The following is a 17,509-nucleotide window of genomic DNA, read 5'->3' as shown; positions in this document are numbered from 1 at the left end:
GATGCGGGGTGACATCAGACTGTAAAGAGACAATCCGATATGGGTTGTCTCTTTTTTTGCCGACTCTTTTCCTCTTTTGGGGAAGAGCTTAAAATTCCCTGCCTGATGGTTCAAAATTCTTCTTGTAGAGTAGAGGAGATGTTTTGCCAAGCTGTCGGGTGAAAGTGACATACAATCTGCCGGAAAAAGCTTGTAAGCCTCTTATCCTAATGCAAATAAGAATATTTACTAAATTTGCAAATCAATTCGCAGCCGTAGATTATCCGGCTCGAACAATCAGACAGAGAGGCTTCTGAACCTCCTGTGTTATAACGTTATTACAAGCAGACGACAACAAATGGAACTTTCCGGAAAATATAATCCGCAGGATGTAGAGAGAAAATGGTATCGATACTGGATGGAGAATGGATTCTTTCACTCCGAACCCGATGAGCGCAAGCCGTACACCATCGTTATACCGCCGCCCAATGTGACCGGTGTATTGCACATGGGGCACATGCTCAACAACACGATACAGGACATTCTGGTGCGCAGGGCACGCATGAAAGGTTTCAATGCCTGCTGGGTGCCGGGCACAGACCATGCTTCCATCGCTACCGAGGCCAAAGTGGTGGCCAAACTGGCGGAGCAGGGCATTCGGAAAAAAGACCTTACCCGTGAAGAGTTTCTCAAACATGCATGGGCGTGGACGGAAGAACATGGCGGTATTATTCTGGAGCAACTTAAGCACCTCGGCGCCTCATGCGACTGGGAACGCACGGCTTTTACCATGGATGAGGTGCGCTCCGAAAGCGTTATTGACGTATTCATAGATCTGTATAACAAAGGACTGATTTACCGTGGCATCCGCGTGGTTAACTGGGACCCGCAAGCGCTTACTGCCCTTAGCGACGAAGAGGTGGTGTACAAAGAGACGAACGGTAAGCTGTATTATCTCCGCTATCAAGTGGAGGGTGAAGCCGGCAAATACATCGTAGTGGCTACCACGCGTCCTGAAACGATTATGGGCGATACGGCCGTATGTATCAATCCCGGAGACAAACGCTACGAATGGCTCAGGGGCAAGCGTGTTATCGTGCCTCTGGTCAATCGCTCCGTACCGATTATCGAGGATGAGTATGTGGACTTGGAGTTCGGAACGGGATGCCTCAAAGTTACCCCCGCCCACGACCCCAACGACTATATGCTGGGTGAAAAGCACCGGTTGGAAAGTATCGATATTTTTGAAGACAACGGTACACTCAACGAGTATGGCGATGTTTATGCAGGTATGGACCGGTTCGACGTGCGTAAACGGATTGAAAAAGACCTGCAGGAAGCCGGCCTTCTGGAACGTACCGAGCCGTATGTAAACAAAGTGGGACACAGCGAGCGTACGAATGCCGTTATCGAGCCCAAACTTTCCATGCAATGGTTCTTGAGAATGAGCGAACTGGCAAAACCGGCGCTGGACGCCGTTATGTCGGACGAAATACAGTTACACCCGGCGAAATTCAAAAACATTTACCGTCACTGGATGGAGAATGTGAAAGACTGGTGCGTAAGCCGGCAGCTTTGGTGGGGACACCGGATACCGGCTTATTACCTTCCCGATGGTTCGTTTGTGGTAGCACGCAATGCCGAAGAAGCACTTCCTTTGGCTCGAAAACAGTCGGGTAACGATGAATTGTCCGTAGCGGATCTGAGACAGGAGGAAGACAGTTTGGACACCTGGTTCAGCAGTTGGCTCTGGCCGATCTCGGTATTTGCTCCCGTGATGGACAAAGAGAATAAGGAGTTGGATTACTATTATCCCACGAGTGACCTGATCACTGCCCCCGACATTCTTTTCTTCTGGGTGGCGCGTATGATTATGGCGGGTTACGAATTCCGCGGCAAGAAGCCGTTCAACAATGTTTACCTGACAGGTATTGTGCGCGATGCTCAGGGAAGAAAAATGTCCAAAAGTCTCGGCAATTCTCCCGATCCCATAGAGTTGATGCAGAGATACGGCGCCGATGGCGTGCGTATGGGTATGATGATGGCAGCACCGGCGGGTAATGATCTGCTTTTCGATGAGCAGCTCTGCGAACAGGGACGTAATTTCTGTAATAAAATATGGAATGCCTACCGCCTGCTCAAAGGCTGGCAGGTGGATGAGGCAGCCGAACCTTCGGCCGCAGCAACGGAAGCAAGCCACTGGTTCGGCATGCGATTGAATGCCGCCAAGAGCGAAGTGGAAGACCTCTTCTCCAAATACAGACTGAGCGAAGCGCTTATGGCTGTTTACCGTCTTTTCTGGGATGATTTCTCAGCATGGTATCTGGAGCTGATCAAGCCGGCTTACGGTATGCCGGTCGATGGAAAAACATTGAACGAGGCACTGGCATATTTTGAGGAATTGCTCTGTCTTCTGCATCCGTTTATGCCGTTTATCACCGAGGAACTGTGGCAAAACATCAAGGAGCGCAAGGACGGCAAAACCATTATGTACCGGCAAATTAAAGAGGCTGCTCCGGTAGATGAAGTTTATCTGAAAGACTTTGCCGAGATACAGGAAGTCATCACCGGTATCCGCAATATACGCGCCGGTAAGAATATCCCTCAGAAAGAGCCGCTGCAATTGGAAATGCCCGAAGATTATACAACCCGGTTCGATGCGGTTCTCTGTAAAATGGGTAATCTGAACGAGTTGCGCCGTGTGGCAACCAAGGCGGATGGCGATTTTATCTTCATGGTAGGCGTTCACGAGTTCGGCGTACCCATGGCTGCACATATCGATGTGGAGGAGGAAACCGCCAAATTGCAGGCAGACCTGGCATATCAGCAAAAGTTCCTTGAATCGGTCAGAAAGAAACTGGCCAATGAGGGTTTTGTAAAGAATGCTCCGGCCAGGGTGCTGGAGCTGGAACGTAAAAAAGAAGCCGATGCCGAGTTGCGCATCGCCACAATTCGTCAGGCTTTGGAGCAATTAATTCAGAAATAACGGTATATTAGAGAATATATCGACCGACACAGACACCATCAATCTAAGAATAACAGGAATGAATAACGAAAAAGAAATCGCTCTGCTGCGAAACTTGTTTCAGGAAATCGTCAAATCGAAAGAAGACTATCTGGCTGTGCCCATGCATGACTTGTTTGTACAGATAGACCCTGAAAACGGAGCGGTCAATCTGTATGACGATCAGGACAGATTGCTGGGCTCTTGCACACTGTTCAACTGGGCGGAAAAACCTTCGAATGAGCCTACGGCAGAGATGAAGAGAACCGTGCGTGAAACAGTAAGTACTTTGGAACAGAAAGGTTTCTGGGAAAATCCGCTTTTTCTAAAGCCTCTTTCTGTCGAGCTGGTGGATGATGAAATGAACAGCATCGAGCAACTGCTATTCTTAGACGATGATCTGATCATCCTGGACGAACCGTTGCTGAAAGACCTGAACCGCGACTTGAATAAATTTATGGAAGAGCTGTTAGGGGATATTAAATAATTTTATATCTTTGCGCAGATTTTGAGGGAATGCTTTCCCTTTTCGTGGTTCTAAAGTTGCCGAAATAGCTCAGTTGGTAGAGCAATTCATTCGTAATGAATAGGTCGCCGGTTCGAGTCCGGCTTTCGGCTCTTTTTCAAGAAATAAGATTGTTGTTAATGTGTTGGCTACGCTGCTTTTCCTGATGGAAGGCAGCGTAGTTTTTTATTGACGGGAGAGGAGGAAAGAGAAATTCCGTTATGTGTTTGCAGATGTTCGACGAAGCCGGCTCCGGAAGACTTTTGGAAAGATGTTTTTAATCGAACAGGCCTTTTTAATATAAGTTGATATAGGGAGCGGTATCGGATGTTTTTTCGCTTACCGCACCGATAATCGCGGCTTTCGGATGTACTCCCGTTTCGTGCAGTTCCTGCAGCAGACCGGCAGCCCTGTTCGCATCCACCGCCATCAGCAGGCCGCCCGACGTTTGGGCATCTGCTGCCAGCATCTTTTCTTCATGCCTGCAATAAACGTTCAGCTCGCTACCTGCAAAACGAACGTTGCGAAAGGCAGCCCCCGGCACACAGCCGTCGGCGATTAAACGACGGGTTTCGGGCAAAGCCGGTACCGAGCGTGTGTCGATGTCCAAGACCACACCGGAAGCCCGTGCAAGCCCCAGAGCATGCCCAATCAGTCCGAAACCTGTTATATCTGTAGCTCCTTTCACTCCATATTCGAGCATCAGTTCGGCAGCTTTTTTATTCAATAACTGCATGCTGTCGAGTGCTGCCTGATAGGCTTCGGGAGAAATCAATCCCAGACGCTGTGCGGCGATGGCTACGCCGGTACCCAATGGCTTGGTGAGAACCAATACCTGTCCCGGCTTTGCTCCGGCATTCGTTACCAGTCGGCCGGGATGTACGCGCCCCACCACTGCCAGTCCGTATTTGGGCGGATTGTCGTCTATCGTATGCCCGCCCATTGTCAGAGCTCCGCTTTCATTGATGGCATCCTGGCCCCCTTTTAAGATTTCGGCCAGAACTTCGGGAGGTATGGATTGGGATGGGAACATGGTGAGGTTGAGAGCCAACAAAGGAGTACCGCCCATGGCATACACGTCGGATAAGGCGTTGACGGCTGCTATGCGTCCGAAAGTAAAGGCATCGGAGCAGACAGGTGGGAAAAAATCGGTAGTTACGATCAACGCTTCTTCATCGTTCAGTTTATACACTCCTGCATCGTCGTGCGTGCTGATGTCCACCATTACCCGCGCATCGGTACGCAGGGGAATATCTTTCAGTAAAGACTGAAGTTTGAGAGGATCCAATTTGGCTGAGCAACCGCCATATTCTACGGTGCCGAGCAGGTCGAAAGAGTCTTTATTTTCCATTTGTTTATTTTGCTATCTCGAAGGAGATACCTTCTTGTATTAACAGCTTTTGCAGCTCTTCTTTCAGTTCGGGTGCAAACTCCAGACACATCCCGCACTCGTGGCTGATGCGTGTGGGCACCGATATCACACGATGTTTGAGTCCTGCCCCGGAGGCGGCTTTCATACCGCGGATAAATTCACGCGTGGTCGGGAAGAGGCAATACAGCCTATCTGCTGTGGAGAACATCGCGCAGGCCGGTGAGTAAGAGTTGCAGATCTTGTGAGGTATGGTAGGGCGACAGCGAGATGCGCACCGTACCCGTCTTATCTGTACCTAATGTATGGTGTGCGAGGGGGGCGCAGTGCAGCCCCATGCGCGTGATAAGGCCGTGTCTGTAAAGCAGCAGATCTCCTGTTTCGGATGGCAGCAATGTTTCGTGCGTAAGCGAGCATACATAACCCTGCCGTTTCCTATCCGCCGAACGCCATACCGTCAATCCTTCCATCTCTGCCATCTCGTCCAGCGCATCGCACCACTGCTCCTGCGTAATGCCGTATGCCGGCAAATGAGCAACGGATTCGGCAAGTGCCACCAGTCCCAACATATTTGGTGTACCGGCCATGAACCGGTCGGGCATCTCTTCCGTTATGTCCATACTTTCGGAGTGCACGCCGTTTCCTCCTGCGGTAAGCGGTTCCACCGATTCCGGGTGACGGATGAAGTAGCCCCCCGTTCCCGAAGGGCCTAACAAACCTTTATGCCCGGTGAAAGCAACGAAATCTATCCCCAGCCGGTCTGCCTCTATGCGTTCGGTGCCGGGTAGCTGGGTTGCATCGCAGAGAATGGGCACACCCAAGCGGTGCAGTTCGTTTGCGATGGATTCTATCGGCTGCATCATACCGTTTACGTTGCTTTCCAAATTAATGCAGGCCAGAGCCGTTTGGCTGCCCGGCCACTCTTCGGCAAGCCTTGCTGTATCTATGGTACCATCCGGCAAATGCGGCATAATGCGGTAAGAAATGCCGCTTCCTGCGCAGAGGGCTGTAAGCGGTCGCATGACCGCATTATGCTCCATAGGGCTTATCCAGACAATACTGCCCGGCTTACGAAGCGGTTTGTATCCTTTGAGAATGGCATTGAGCCCGAAAGTTGCATTTTCACAGAAAAGAATGTGGGAAGCCTCCGATACACCCAACCATGCAGCCAGCCGGTCTCGCAGCTCCTCCACCTTGAGCGTTATACTGAGAGTGGCTTCATCTGCACTTCGTCCATAACTGCCCACGGGCACATCGTAGAAGTGTGCCAACACCCGTTTCATCTCTTCGGGTTTCGGATAGCTCGTGGTGGCGTTATCGAAGTAACGGTTCGGCTCTTGGGGCATCTTTCCGGTCTGTTACGGGCGCATGATATGGCCGGCTTTGGATTGCAACTCCATGATGGTATACATATTGGTGATGCGTCCTAACAATAAAAGCTCGCGCACTTTATAAAAATCCACACAGGTTCCGCAGCAAACGATATCTACGCCGAACTCACGGTTCATGCGTTGGAGCGTTTCTGCCGTATCCGTTCCCTTAAGTGCCATGTACACTCCTTTGTTATACAGGATGACATGCGTAGGCAGATGAGGCATTTCGATCAAAGCATTGACAAACGAGCGCAGCAGAAGTTGCCCCAATTCCCGGTTGCCTCCACCCATCTCGTCGCTGTCGATGACAACCACGTAAGGTTCTTCTTCATATTTGCGCGGGGGAGCGGTACATGTCTCTGCCGTGCCTGTAGCCACTATGCCGGTGGGAGCTTTGAACGACAGAGATGTGTAACTTAAGCCTTCCGCCGTGGTCTCCGTTTTCTTTACCACTTCGCACTTCAGGTCGCTGATAAAGTCCGTCAGGTTTCCGCAGGCCGTTTCGTTATCGGTAAGCACGCAAACATCCTCGCCCGGGTTGCAGTTGGTCAGTGCTTTTTTTAGCATAATCAGAGGTATCGGACAAAGACGTCCGCGCGTATCTACAGTAATCATATCTTTTATTTGTTTAGTTTATCCAGTTCTTTCAAAATCAGGCGTGCCGTTTCTGTCGGGTTATCCTCTTCGATAGACAGAGAGAGCAGTGGCGTTCCCCAGTCTTTTTCCAGAGACTTGTTGTAGGCCTTGTCGTAATAAACCAGAGCTATCCTGACTGCCGTCCGAACATCGTTTTGCTGCAAAGCCCCTATGGCTCGCTGCTTTTCGGCCATACCCAGACGTTTTACGATACGTTCGAACGGTTCGATGAGTTTTTCCGTTTCAAATATTCCGTATTCTTTGGCGATATGCTCTGCCCGCACATCCGGCGGCAGGTTGATTCGTATGATCGGAAAGGTGAGCATCTTTGTCCAAAGCAGGTCGGGAATAAAAACTTTGCCGATGAGTTTGCTCTCGCTTTCCATCCAAACTCTTTTGTGTGGGTCGAGAGCACACAGTTCGTCGTGCACCAGATTGATAAAATGCTCGGTAGAGGGTTGAGGCTCCTGCCCCAAAGCTCCGAAAGCCGAACCTTTATGATGTGCCATCCCCTCGAAGTCGATAATCTGCTCGCCCTGCTTTTGCAGTTCGTAGAGGATAGGTGTTTTCCCGCTGCCTGTAGGTCCTCCGAGAATGATGAACCGCCATGGTTTTTCATTCAACAGTTCGTCCAGATGATTGCGATAGGCTTTGTAGCCGCCTCCGATTCGCCTTACGTCCATTCCGGCCGTTGCTAAAAGCCATTCCATACTCCCACTGCGCATACCGCCCCTCCAGCAGTAGAGGCATATCGGTTTGCCACCGGCCATCTTACGGGCTCTTTTAACGTAACGGAGCAAGCGTGGCCCCACAATTCGCAGGCCTTCGTCTACGGCTTTTTCCCGGCTTTGTTGGACGTACAGGGTACCGACACGTGCACGTTCCTCGTTGTCGAAGAGCGGCAGGTTGAGTGCCCCCGGTATATGTCCCTGCTCATATTCGGCAGGCGTGCGCACGTCCAGCAGTAGCCATTCGCTGCGGTTCTTAAGCCATTCGTCTACACTTACTTCCATAAGTACAAATATAACACTATTCGCTCCGTTTGCCGGGCGAATAAGAAACAAAAGCCATAGCTTTTGCAGATATGGTTTTACGGATATGGCAACGGTTTATATGTGCCGGGCTTTTCCGTTCGCTTTCACTTTACGGAATACCCACAGCTTCTGCAAAGTATAGTTAAAGCCCAGCGAAACGATCAGATCGACAATGATACGGCTGATCTTATAGTCCAGAGACAATAGCGTGGTCATCATGAAAGTGCCCGCCGATTTCAGCATAATACTGTTCAAAACGGTTACGGCAAACTTCAGTAATTGCTGGAACAGCGTACTGTCATACTTGCGTTTCTTATCGCTGAACGTCCAAACCTTGTTGACCGTAAAATTGACAATAGCTCCTACTACACCTCCGATGGCAATGCCTATCGTATAATGAATATGAAAAACTTCGGTAACGAAAATCATTACCCCGTAATCTACCACCCCTCCGATGAATGCAGAGGCTTGAGCCTTTGCAAACATAAACAGTTTATTCCAGATCAAGAGGCCTTGTTTTTGAGTTTTTCGGCATTTTCTATCGTATCTCTTTCATCGGCTGTACGGAGCAGGGCTCTCACATCCAGAAAATGTAAAACGGTAAGGATGATGCAGGCACCCAGCCCTAAGTAGTTCAGAGTCCCCGGCACGAAAGCCTCCAGCGAAATCATCGCTGCCAGCAGGATGCGTACTTCTGTGGGTCCGAATACTCCTGAATCTATCGAATACCGGTCGCTCACTTTATAACGCAGCTGCGAAACGATCATCTCTCCGCCATACATGGCTACGAATGCAAAGCCGATCAGCTTCCAGAACCCCGCGGCATAAAAAATAAAACCGAGCCCGATCAGCACGATGCCGAACCAGTCTACGGTAATATCCAAACAGAATCCGAACCACTTGCGCGGTTTATTGCGATAGTAAGCCAGACGGCCGTCCAACGAGTCGCCGAACCAGCTGATAAAAAAGCCGATCGAGCAGATCAGCAGCCAGTACCGGTTGACGTAAGCCCCCAAAATAAAACTCAGGCCTACAATCACGTTACCCATAAATCCGATTGCGGTCAGTCCGTTGGATGTTATCCACGAGGGTATGCGCTGCACCAGCCATGCTATGGCTGTCTGTTCTCCTTTTCGTAAAACATTTGTTCGCTCCCGGTCTTTGGCTATCGCCTTCTTGGCTTCAGCCATTTTTATATCGTTTTTCAGATTAGTCATAATCTTCTTCTTATATATGGTACAGCCTGTTTTTGTTCCTTTTGCAGATATTTCCGCCAAACTGCAATCGATAAAGCGCTACGATTCGGCTTCCCGCTTTTGTAAAGGTAACTCTTTTGCCTCGTTTTCCCGTGCCATATCGATATTTGCTTTGTTCCATTCTCTTTTTCGATAAAACCACGCCGTATATTCAGGGTAGACACAGTTTGCCGTATTCCTCCTGAAGATCATAGCAGATCTGTCTGATGTCCCGGGCCGTATTTTCCAAATGTTTAGTCCGGTCTATGGATTGCCAGGGAATGGGGTTGCCTACCACTATTTTATAGTCCGCTTCTTTGGAGCGAAACATCTGGTCGGGCAGAAACAGCGATATATAGTTGTTTTTTATACCCATTTTGCGACGGATGAGCTCGGCGTTGTAGAACTTCGGCGAATTGAATCCGACAAAATGCAGAGGGACGATATCCCGTTCGTATTGTATCGCCTGTTTCAGGAACGTTTTACGCCAGGGCAGATCCTGTATTTTCCCGTTAATTTTGCGTGAGCAGGCTCCCGCGGGGAAAACCCCCACCGGCACATCCGAACGCATGGCTTTCTTCAGTATCTCTACCGCTTTCCGCCGTTTTTTTTCATCTCCCGACAAAACTACCGGCAGAAAGATGTTGCGCAGCGGTTTGAGGCGATATAACAGATCGTTTACCACGTAGCGTATATCTCCATAATGCTTGCCCAGTAAATAAGATACGCAGATACCGTCCAGACTTCCCAGCGGGTGATTGCAGACAAAGATGCAGCGACCGTTTTCCGGCAGTCGTTCGGGAAAAACGAAATCGGCCTTTATATTGAAATAGCCGATCAGTGCACCCATGAATTCCACGCCTTTCAAATGGCCATAGGTACGTAAGATGTAGTTGATTTCTTCCTGGTGGGTAATTTTTTCCAGCAAACGGTAAACAAAACGGGGCAAAGGCCCTTTACCACTTCCTTCGATGATCTCCGATACGTATATCTGTTGAGATTTTTTCATGGCTTTTACATTTATCTAAGTGAATGTTCTCTTCTCCCAAAGAGTTGCTCATGGATTAAAATCGTTGTTAAGATAGCAAATATTAAATAAACAGACATCTTTTCACCGTGTTGCGCCGGTAAGCGGAATTTACACAAGAGGCCAAACCGTACATCTGTACTTTAATATTGATTTCCAATCATTAACTTTGTACGATAAAAACAGAAAAAGAATTATAGAATAGCAGCAATGTTTCTGAGTGACGGCAGGTAACCGAATCGGACCATGATGAACTTATTTTCACCGGTGATGAAGTGCAGTATCAGGGACCGTATCTTAACGGGTATAGCAGCTGTTTTGTAATTTCGTTTATTGATAATTTCAGCCATATTAGAGGTTTTAGCGATGAATTTAACAGAAGATCGAGGCATTAAAAAAGAAAAATTAAGTTTTAGGACTGTCTTAACGGCCATTGCTGTGGGCTTTTTTACGTACGTGGTGTTTATCGATGGTCCGGATATTGTCAGAGGTGTAAAATCCGGCGAGGTTCCCGTTCCCGGCTTTTTGAAAGACGTGCGAGATGGGTTTACGGATGGCTTTTATGCCCGTCCCCCAAGATATTGACAAAAAAATTAAATTGTATTCAATATCCGTTTCGCCCGAATAGCGGAAATCACACGAGTTGAAGAGCTCTGTTTTGATGAAAAATCGATAATTATTCGGGGCGTTTCCGCTTCTCATCCGAATATCCATCCATTAATAAATATCCCAAACGATGGAGTGCCGTGGGTAACGCTGCCTGCGAGAGTCTCTTTTTAATATTTATCGGCCGTTACCTCATAAAATCTTTATGCCGGGGAAACCGGAGAATAAAGGACGTATTGCCGGGAGCCGAGGTTGCCGAAATGGAACCTCCGTGCTTGTGCATAATCTGCCGGCAGAGGCTCAGCCCGATGCCGCTGCCCCCTGCTTTGGTCGAATAAAACGGTATGAAAATACGCTCCAGCACATCTGGCGGAATTTCCGGCCCGTTGTTCCGGACGGCAATCTCTACGCCCTGCTCTGTCATTTGGGCTCTTATTTTGATTTCTACTTCTTGCGATGTGTCTGTTGCTGCCTCGCCGGCATTTCTGATGAGATTGATTAGCATTTGTTCCAGCATCTCCCGGTCTGCATCCAAGGTTAGCGTATCCGGGTAAACCTCATAGTCGAACCGGATACCTTCGGTTTTCAGCAGTCGGTGGAGTGTGGAGAAAAGAGGTTCGAGCGGTTCGGTGGCGATTTTCGGTTCCGGCAGGCGCGTCAGCCTCCGGTAGTTATTGATGAAGGCAAGCAGTCCTTCACTGCGTCGGTGGATGATTTCCATGGCACTGCGCATCTTTTCGTAATCTTCCGGCAGGCACTCCGCCTGCCGTTCGCTCATGGTTTCCGAAAGTGAGATGATGGGCGTCATGCTATTCATGATTTCATGGGTAAGTACACTGATCAGCTTCTGCCAGGCTGCCGTCTCCGCTTCCTGCTCCACGGCTTCATGTGTGCGCGTCCGGAAGTGGGCGAGCGCTTCGTTCATTTCCTCCATCAGCTTCTGCATCTCTTTGCCGGAAGTCGCTTCTTCCGAAACGAGCCGGCTGGAAAAATCATCGGCGCGGATGCTCCGTATCGCCTCGGTGATGCGTCGTATCAGTTGCAGGCGTGCTCTGTAAATGCTCACTGCCAAAGCAATCATCAGAAGGAAGACGAAAGAAGCCGAGATGTATAAAGAGCGATAGACCAGCCATACGGAAAGGAAAGCCAGCACCACGATGGCGGCTATTTTAAGCCCGAAGGTTGCAATGTATTTCTTGCGGTATTTGATCATAACCCGTATTTCTCCATTTTTCGGTAAAGGGCAAAGCGTGTGATTCCCAGTAGTTCGGCTGCCCGGCTGATATTGCCGCCACACTGTGCCAACGCCTGTTGGACGGCTTGTCGTTCCAGTGTCTCCAGATTAAGCGTTCCGGGTATGCTGCCTCTGTTCTTTCCTTTGGCCGAAAGCATCAGGTCGGCAGGTGTGACGGTGCTGCCCGTACAGAGAATAACGGCCCGCTCCATTGCATGTTGCAGCTCGCGCACGTTGCCCGGCCAGGCATATTCCTTGAGTTTGCGTCCCGTCATGGTGCTGATAGAGGATACTTTTTTGTTATACTTGGCAGCAAAACGTTTTATGAAAAAATCTGCCAGCAGCAACACATCGTCGCCTCGCTCCCGGAGCGGAGGGATATGCAGTTCGATGGTGTTGATGCGGTAAAGCAGGTCCTGACGGAAAAGTCCCTCCCGGATGAGTCGGTCAAGGTCTGCATTAGTGGCAGAAATCAGGCGCACGTCTATCGGAACAGGTACGTTAGCTCCCAGACGCACAATCTCCTTTTTCTCTATTGCCGTGAGCAGCTTGGCCTGCATGGCTGCCGACAGGTTGCCGATTTCATCTAAGAAAAGCGTCCCGCCCGAGGCCGTTTCCATACGTCCCGGCTTGGTCTTCCCGGCATCGGTAAAGGCGCCTTTTTCGTAGCCGAAAAGTTCGCTTTCAAACAGCTGTTCCGGAATGCTGCCCATGTCGATATGTACAAACGGACCGCCTGCACGTGGCGAGTGTCGATACAGCTGCTGTGCCACCAGGTCCTTACCCGTGCCGTTCTCTCCGAGTATCAGGATATTGGCATCCGTTTGGCTTAAATGACCGATCATGTCCATCAGGCGGCACATTGCGGGGCTTTCACCGATAAGGGGAGGAACTGCTCCCTGCAGCGCCTCCACTTGCCGGCGCAGGCTGTCTACCTCTTTACGGCTCATTCGCAGCCTAACCGCAGCCGATACGGTAGCCAGCAGCTTCTCCTTTTCCCATGGTTTCGGAATGAAATCCACAGCTCCGGCTTTGATGGCACGCACAGCTTTCTCCATGTCTGCATAAGCTGTAATGAAAATAACCACGGCATCGGGATCCAAAGCCTTGATCTGCTCCAGCCAGTAAAACCCCTCCTGTCCGCCGGCCACGTCCTTGTGGAAGTTCATGTCCAGCAGGATCACATCGGGATGAAAAGTGTTGATAAAATAGCCGATACGTTCGGGGTCGGTCGTTACGCGTACCTTTTCGCAGTGCGGTTCCAGCAGCAGATTGAGTGCGAAGAGAATATCTTCGTTGTCGTCTACGATAAGTATTTGTCCCTGTTTATCCATGGGGTTGTTTTTTTATTGAAAGGAACTGCAACAAAGATAAGAATAATAGTCTGTCCGAAACGTGCGGATACGAACAGTCCGGCGTGCTTTTCCGAACACAAGCGGAAGAGAGTGTTTTTGTATTTATTTAATTGACAGTAAGTTATATTTTTGGCATCATATTTGTTGTACGGTTTTCAGAAAATAATACAATCTTAAAAGATATGTTTACACACGATTTGAAAATGGCCCGGCGTAACCTTGGCAGGCATTGTGCGCAAACGCTGATCAGTATCATCGGGTTGGCCATCGGTTTTACCGCATTCTCTTTCACTGCAAGCTGGATACGGTATGAAAAGACATTCGATGCCCGCATAACGGATGCCGACCGTATCTATCTGTTGATACAGGGAGGTAAAGATAAAACGGTGAGTTGGGCCATGTACACACAGATTCCTCTTTCGCATCATTTGGAAACGAACTATCCGGAAGTGGAGGCTGCCACGGGCGTTTTTGTGGCTGTAGAAACAATTAAAACGAGTGCCACGGATTCCTTGCTGAATATCAAAACAGCGTATGCCGACAGCAGTTTCTTCAAAGTTTTTTACCCTGAATGGCAAACACGAAGACCTCATTTTGTGGTGGACGGGAGTTTCTTCCTGTCCGATAAACTCATCGCCGATAATAACCTGAAGGGTAAAATCACCAACGAAAATTATATCGGCAGCCTGCCCGATGTGAAGCACACGAATATTGCCTTTCAGGCTCTGAAGCTGAAGTCGCGGCTGTTCGACTTAAACGATCCCCATTCCTGGCAGCAATTCGGTTCTCTTGCATTTGTCAAAATACGCAAAGGGGTAGATGTAAAGGCTTTTGAGAAGAAAATATCTTCATTGGGCTCTCTTCAGGAAAATGCGCCGGAGACGGAGCTTAAAATGATTCCTTTGAAAAAAATGCACTATACTCAGCCTTTAGAGGAAACGGCTATAAGATACAACCATCTCAGGATTTTTGCTGTGGTTTCTCTTCTTGTCACTTTGGGCGCATTGTTCAACTTCCTGATGCTTTTTATAAACAGCATTAAGTTGCGGAGTCGCGAATTGACCCTGCGCAAGGCAAACGGTGCCGGTGAAAAAAATCTGTTGCAGTATCTGTTTACCGAGTATCTCCTGCTTATTTTGATCAGTCTCTTTTTCGGGCTTATGCTTTCGGAGTTGCTTTTTGTCCCTTTTGCCAAATTTTCACTGATTACAGCCAATCGCGGTTTCTTCTTCAAAATGTCTCTTCTTTATGTTGCGGGTGTATTGATTCTTTCTTTTCTTGCAGGTTGGTTGCCTATTCGCCATTTTATGCGACGGGGTATTCAGGAGATCCTCCGTCCCGCATACGGCGGTAAGGGTTTCAAGAACAGCTTTACCGTTATCAGTCTTTGGGCTCAACTTTCTGCAAGCATCCTGCTCATTTTCTGTACCATGGTTATGACCATGCAACTTATCCATCTGAATAATAACGAATCTGCCGGCTTCGACCGGATGAATACGCATACGGTGTATAATTTCAATTTCGATGATGAAGATCCCGTTACCGGAGACGAAATACGCAGTATAGCCGGAGTAACCGATGTGATATATTTTCCTCAGATCTTTCTGCCCCAAAATACATGGAGTACCATTAAAACGACGGAAAACAATAAGAGCGAGAAGCCCCGGACAGTTATCTATCAGGCTTATGATATGGGAATTCCGGAAGATTTTATTCGTTTTTTCAAAATCAAACTTGTTGACGGGCGTTGTATTCACAAAGGAGAAGAGGGGGCATGTCTGATCAATCAGGCCGCGCTCAAAGAGTGGGGCGAAAAAGATCCGGTAGGTAAAAAATTAGCCGGAAAAGAAGTGGTGGGTGTTATTGAAGATTTCTATACGGCATCGCCTACGCAACCGGTATTGCCGACTATCTATTATGGAAATTCCGGGGGTGGCGGTTCCGTTTCCAAGTCATTCGCTTTTCGATGCGAAAAGAAAGATGCTCCGCGTATTTATGAAGAGATTGAAAAAGCATATCGAAAAAGAGGCAATTATGTTTTGCATAAAATGTACAGTATGGAGGAAGTCTATCGCGGTTACATGAAAAGCGAACGCTATTTGCTTTATCTGCTTTCGGTGATGACGGGAGTAGCTGTGCTCATTGCCGTTTTCGGTATCTATTCGATGATTACGCTCAGTTGCAACCGGCGTAGAAAAGAGATAGCCATTCGCAAAATCAACGGAGCCGGTGTGCGGGAAGTGATGATGCTTTTCTTCCGCCAATATTTTTATGTGATTTTATGCTCCGTTCTCTTTGCCTTGCCTGTAGGCTACTATATCATGCAGCGTTGGGTGGAGCAGTACACCCGGCAGGTTACCGCAGGTATCTGGAGTTACTTGAGTATCATAACGGTGGTGTTTGTCGTTGTTTATATGAGTATTTTCAGTCGGGTATTCAAGGCTGCCCGGCAGAATCCGGCTAAAACCCTTAAATCGGAATAGCTCTTTATTGCTTCTAAAGTATATGGTATACAGCTTTTCTCCGGTTTTGAGAGGGCGATTTCCTGAATTTCTCGGAATATGCTGATTTCTCTCTGCCGGAGAGAGCGGATTTCTCTGCCTGATGGGTAAAAATTCTTAGCGCAATGGATTTTCAACGAAGTTAACTTGGATTTTTTTTCTTTGCCTGAAGAATTTTCACCTCTCTCGGGAAAAATAAAAGAATACGTTTTTAATGCATAAAAACGCCTCTGTCTACCACTCAAAGACATGAATACAAAATTCCCCTTGGCGTGAGAAATATCCAAAGAGACTGAGATTATCCCTCCGATTCGACCAAAGCATTTCCCAGCGAAGCCAGACAAGAGACAAAAGTATCACTGTCATTAAGGCACGGCACATAAGTAAATGAATGTCCTCCGCTCTGCATAAAAACGGACTGCCCTTCCTCTTGAATTTCCTCCAGCGTTTCCAGACAGTCGGCCGTAAACCCGGGGGCAGCAACCACTATCCGTTTGGCTCCTTCGGCAGGAAGTTCTTTCATCCGTTCGGAAAAATAAGGCTTCAACCACTCTACGTGTCCCATGCGGGATTGGAAGCACATCTCCACCCTGTTCAGATCAAGCCCCAAGGAAACGGCTACCAGCTCGGTGGTACGAAAGCAATGGAAACGATAACAGGTGGAGCAGCAAACAGGATCTTCGGCACACAATCCGTGACAGGCATCATTGCCGTTATACAAACGGCAGGCAGGAGCCAGATGCCGCAGCGGTATACCGTGATAGCTCAACACCAGTTTATCGAACGGTTCGGAAAGGTAAGGTCTTATGGATGCCGCCAAAGAAGCGATATATCCGGAATCATTATAGTAAGGAGGTAAAACATGCAAACGATGCGTAAGTCCTGACTTTCGCGCCTGGCGGCGGAAATGTTCGACAGCCGTTTCGTAGCTGCTCTGTGCATAATGCGGATAAAGAGGCAGCAGAACAACAGGACTCTGTTCAGGCTGTTCGTCCAATATCCGTTTCAGTACCACCTTCACCGAAGGTTGACCATAGCGCATCGCGCTGTATGCCGGGGCACCGGTCCGAAGGCTCAATTTATGCGCAAGTTGTTCGGCATGAGTAATCAGAGGGAAAGATTGTTTTTCATGATTCCAGATGCGGATATATTTTTTAGCCGAACGTGGAGTCCTGAAGCGAGTTATATAACCGTGTACCAGCAACCAGCGAAAAGGGCGGGGAATGGATATGACCCGTCCGTCCATCAAAAATTCGGTCAGGTACCGGCGTACATCCTCCACGCTCGCACTGTCGGGAGAGCCCAAATTCATAACAACAAAAACAGGCTTCGGCTTTTTATCTATTTCCATGCTATCCATAAAAGAGCGGTGTACGTATTCCGAAGTGCACACTTCGACAGACGGGAAAAGCATCTTTGCGAAAATTCGATGTCCGTTTGTCCGGCTCTACGAAAACACGTTCTATACGAGAAACAAAGATAACAACAACTTTGCTCTATACCCTACTCTGTCGCTCTCCTCCGTTTACACAAAAGCAAAACGCCCCCTCACTTAGCCGTTTCTTCCGCCTCTTATACACATTCGCAGCAAGAATGATTCTCGCAAAGACTTTATTTCGATTAAAGAGGAAAGAATAGCATTTAAGGATAA

Annotated in this window: 16 protein-coding genes and 1 tRNA gene; 5 read left to right on the top strand and 12 right to left on the bottom strand. The window is 48.6% G+C overall.

The features are described from left to right. Positions 1 to 337: 337 nt before the first annotated feature. The 3 genes from A3GI_RS0101535 to A3GI_RS0101525 all read left to right on the top strand — a co-directional run bounded on the left by A3GI_RS0101535 (position 338) and on the right by A3GI_RS0101525 (position 3,601). Positions 338 to 2,965, top strand: a complete 2,628-nt coding sequence (locus A3GI_RS0101535) for a valine--tRNA ligase (protein WP_018359716.1) — start codon at positions 338 to 340, stop codon at positions 2,963 to 2,965. Positions 2,966 to 3,023: 58 nt separating this feature from the next. Beyond that, the gene (locus A3GI_RS0101530) at positions 3,024 to 3,470 is read left to right on the top strand and encodes a hypothetical protein (RefSeq protein ID WP_018359715.1); all 447 of its coding nucleotides are present in this window, start codon (positions 3,024 to 3,026) and stop codon (positions 3,468 to 3,470) included. Positions 3,471 to 3,528: 58 nt separating this feature from the next. Further along, positions 3,529 to 3,601: transfer RNA gene (locus A3GI_RS0101525), tRNA-Thr, on the top strand. A 182-nt stretch (positions 3,602 to 3,783) separates the two neighbouring features. Here the strand turns inward: A3GI_RS0101525 and selD are convergent. From selD to A3GI_RS0101480, 9 genes are all read right to left on the bottom strand, one after another. After that, positions 3,784 to 4,839 carry a selenide, water dikinase SelD gene (gene selD / locus A3GI_RS0101520; RefSeq protein WP_018359714.1) on the bottom strand — a complete coding sequence of 352 codons (1,056 nt, stop codon included), beginning with the start codon at positions 4,837 to 4,839 and terminating at the stop codon, positions 3,784 to 3,786. 4 nt (positions 4,840 to 4,843) lie between these two features. Beyond that, complete coding sequence (locus A3GI_RS0101515) at positions 4,844 to 5,068, bottom strand: DUF3343 domain-containing protein (RefSeq protein ID WP_018359713.1); 225 nt, start codon at positions 5,066 to 5,068, stop codon at positions 4,844 to 4,846. Then, a complete protein-coding gene (locus A3GI_RS0101510; RefSeq protein WP_018359712.1) occupies positions 5,049 to 6,203 on the bottom strand; it encodes an aminotransferase class V-fold PLP-dependent enzyme in 1,155 nt (384 codons plus the stop codon). Before A3GI_RS0101510 ends, A3GI_RS0101515 begins: the two co-directional genes overlap by 20 nt. A 12-nt stretch (positions 6,204 to 6,215) precedes the next feature. Next, positions 6,216 to 6,845 (bottom strand): sulfurtransferase-like selenium metabolism protein YedF, encoded by a 630-nt coding sequence (gene yedF / locus A3GI_RS0101505; protein ID WP_018359711.1) that lies wholly within the window; start codon positions 6,843 to 6,845, stop codon positions 6,216 to 6,218. A gap of 5 nt (positions 6,846 to 6,850) precedes the next feature. Then, positions 6,851 to 7,879 carry a tRNA 2-selenouridine(34) synthase MnmH gene (gene mnmH, locus A3GI_RS0101500; RefSeq protein WP_018359710.1) on the bottom strand — a complete coding sequence of 343 codons (1,029 nt, stop codon included), beginning with the start codon at positions 7,877 to 7,879 and terminating at the stop codon, positions 6,851 to 6,853. A 96-nt stretch (positions 7,880 to 7,975) separates the two neighbouring features. After that, the gene (locus tag A3GI_RS0101495) at positions 7,976 to 8,407 is read right to left on the bottom strand and encodes a GtrA family protein (RefSeq protein ID WP_025079343.1); all 432 of its coding nucleotides are present in this window, start codon (positions 8,405 to 8,407) and stop codon (positions 7,976 to 7,978) included. Next, positions 8,404 to 9,117: a CDP-alcohol phosphatidyltransferase family protein gene (locus A3GI_RS0101490; RefSeq protein WP_018359708.1), complete on the bottom strand. Its 714-nt coding sequence runs from the start codon at positions 9,115 to 9,117 to the stop codon at positions 8,404 to 8,406. Before A3GI_RS0101490 ends, A3GI_RS0101495 begins: the two co-directional genes overlap by 4 nt. A gap of 190 nt (positions 9,118 to 9,307) precedes the next feature. Further along, positions 9,308 to 10,144, bottom strand: a complete 837-nt coding sequence (locus A3GI_RS0101485; protein WP_018359706.1) for a 1-acyl-sn-glycerol-3-phosphate acyltransferase — start codon at positions 10,142 to 10,144, stop codon at positions 9,308 to 9,310. Positions 10,145 to 10,356: 212 nt separating this feature from the next. Further along, positions 10,357 to 10,512 carry a hypothetical protein gene (locus A3GI_RS0101480; RefSeq protein ID WP_154647825.1) on the bottom strand — a complete coding sequence of 52 codons (156 nt, stop codon included), beginning with the start codon at positions 10,510 to 10,512 and terminating at the stop codon, positions 10,357 to 10,359. 16 nt (positions 10,513 to 10,528) lie between these two features. Between A3GI_RS0101480 and A3GI_RS11565 the strand changes: the two genes are divergently transcribed. Then, positions 10,529 to 10,747, top strand: a complete 219-nt coding sequence (locus A3GI_RS11565; RefSeq protein WP_147277703.1) for a hypothetical protein — start codon at positions 10,529 to 10,531, stop codon at positions 10,745 to 10,747. A 208-nt stretch (positions 10,748 to 10,955) separates the two neighbouring features. Here the strand turns inward: A3GI_RS11565 and A3GI_RS0101470 are convergent, their stop codons facing one another. Both A3GI_RS0101470 and A3GI_RS0101465 read right to left on the bottom strand, forming a co-directional pair. Further along, the gene (locus A3GI_RS0101470; protein ID WP_018359703.1) at positions 10,956 to 11,981 is read right to left on the bottom strand and encodes a sensor histidine kinase; all 1,026 of its coding nucleotides are present in this window, start codon (positions 11,979 to 11,981) and stop codon (positions 10,956 to 10,958) included. After that, positions 11,978 to 13,336: a sigma-54-dependent transcriptional regulator gene (locus A3GI_RS0101465; RefSeq protein WP_018359702.1), complete on the bottom strand. Its 1,359-nt coding sequence runs from the start codon at positions 13,334 to 13,336 to the stop codon at positions 11,978 to 11,980. Before A3GI_RS0101465 ends, A3GI_RS0101470 begins: the two co-directional genes overlap by 4 nt. Before the next feature lie 203 nt (positions 13,337 to 13,539). On the opposite strand from A3GI_RS0101465, the gene A3GI_RS0101460 reads away from it, so the two are divergent. Next, positions 13,540 to 15,840, top strand: coding sequence for an ABC transporter permease (locus tag A3GI_RS0101460; protein ID WP_018359701.1), 2,301 nt, complete (start codon positions 13,540 to 13,542; stop codon positions 15,838 to 15,840). 316 nt (positions 15,841 to 16,156) lie between these two features. On the opposite strand, the gene A3GI_RS10240 is transcribed toward A3GI_RS0101460, so the two are convergent. Next, the gene (locus A3GI_RS10240) at positions 16,157 to 17,218 is read right to left on the bottom strand and encodes a ferrochelatase (protein WP_115087365.1); all 1,062 of its coding nucleotides are present in this window, start codon (positions 17,216 to 17,218) and stop codon (positions 16,157 to 16,159) included. Positions 17,219 to 17,509: the final 291 nt, after the last annotated feature.

It is taken from the genome of Porphyromonas macacae DSM 20710 = JCM 13914, from assembly GCF_000379945.1.
Lineage (GTDB): Bacteria > Bacteroidota > Bacteroidia > Bacteroidales > Porphyromonadaceae > Porphyromonas > Porphyromonas macacae.
This window is presented reverse-complemented; position numbering and strand designations above follow the sequence as displayed.

What these genes read in the sequence shown, in the direction of transcription:
- A3GI_RS0101460 (WP_018359701.1), top strand. Translation starts at nt 13,540, where the DNA reads ATGTTTACACACGATTTGAAAATGGCCCGGCGTAACCTTGGCAGGCAT.
- A3GI_RS0101530 (WP_018359715.1), top strand. Translation starts at nt 3,024, where the DNA reads ATGAATAACGAAAAAGAAATCGCTCTGCTGCGAAACTTGTTTCAGGAA.
- A3GI_RS0101515 (WP_018359713.1), bottom strand. Translation starts at nt 5,068, where the DNA reads ATGTTCTCCACAGCAGATAGGCTGTATTGCCTCTTCCCGACCACGCGT.
- A3GI_RS0101485 (WP_018359706.1), bottom strand. Translation starts at nt 10,144, where the DNA reads ATGAAAAAATCTCAACAGATATACGTATCGGAGATCATCGAAGGAAGT.
- selD (WP_018359714.1), bottom strand. Translation starts at nt 4,839, where the DNA reads ATGGAAAATAAAGACTCTTTCGACCTGCTCGGCACCGTAGAATATGGC.
- A3GI_RS0101465 (WP_018359702.1), bottom strand. Translation starts at nt 13,336, where the DNA reads ATGGATAAACAGGGACAAATACTTATCGTAGACGACAACGAAGATATT.
- A3GI_RS0101510 (WP_018359712.1), bottom strand. Translation starts at nt 6,203, where the DNA reads ATGCCCCAAGAGCCGAACCGTTACTTCGATAACGCCACCACGAGCTAT.
- A3GI_RS11565 (WP_147277703.1), top strand. Translation starts at nt 10,529, where the DNA reads ATGAATTTAACAGAAGATCGAGGCATTAAAAAAGAAAAATTAAGTTTT.
- A3GI_RS10240 (WP_115087365.1), bottom strand. Translation starts at nt 17,218, where the DNA reads ATGGATAGCATGGAAATAGATAAAAAGCCGAAGCCTGTTTTTGTTGTT.
- A3GI_RS0101480 (WP_154647825.1), bottom strand. Translation starts at nt 10,512, where the DNA reads ATGGCTGAAATTATCAATAAACGAAATTACAAAACAGCTGCTATACCC.
- A3GI_RS0101470 (WP_018359703.1), bottom strand. Translation starts at nt 11,981, where the DNA reads ATGATCAAATACCGCAAGAAATACATTGCAACCTTCGGGCTTAAAATA.
- A3GI_RS0101535 (WP_018359716.1), top strand. Translation starts at nt 338, where the DNA reads ATGGAACTTTCCGGAAAATATAATCCGCAGGATGTAGAGAGAAAATGG.
- mnmH (WP_018359710.1), bottom strand. Translation starts at nt 7,879, where the DNA reads ATGGAAGTAAGTGTAGACGAATGGCTTAAGAACCGCAGCGAATGGCTA.
- yedF (WP_018359711.1), bottom strand. Translation starts at nt 6,845, where the DNA reads ATGATTACTGTAGATACGCGCGGACGTCTTTGTCCGATACCTCTGATT.
- A3GI_RS0101490 (WP_018359708.1), bottom strand. Translation starts at nt 9,117, where the DNA reads ATGACTAATCTGAAAAACGATATAAAAATGGCTGAAGCCAAGAAGGCG.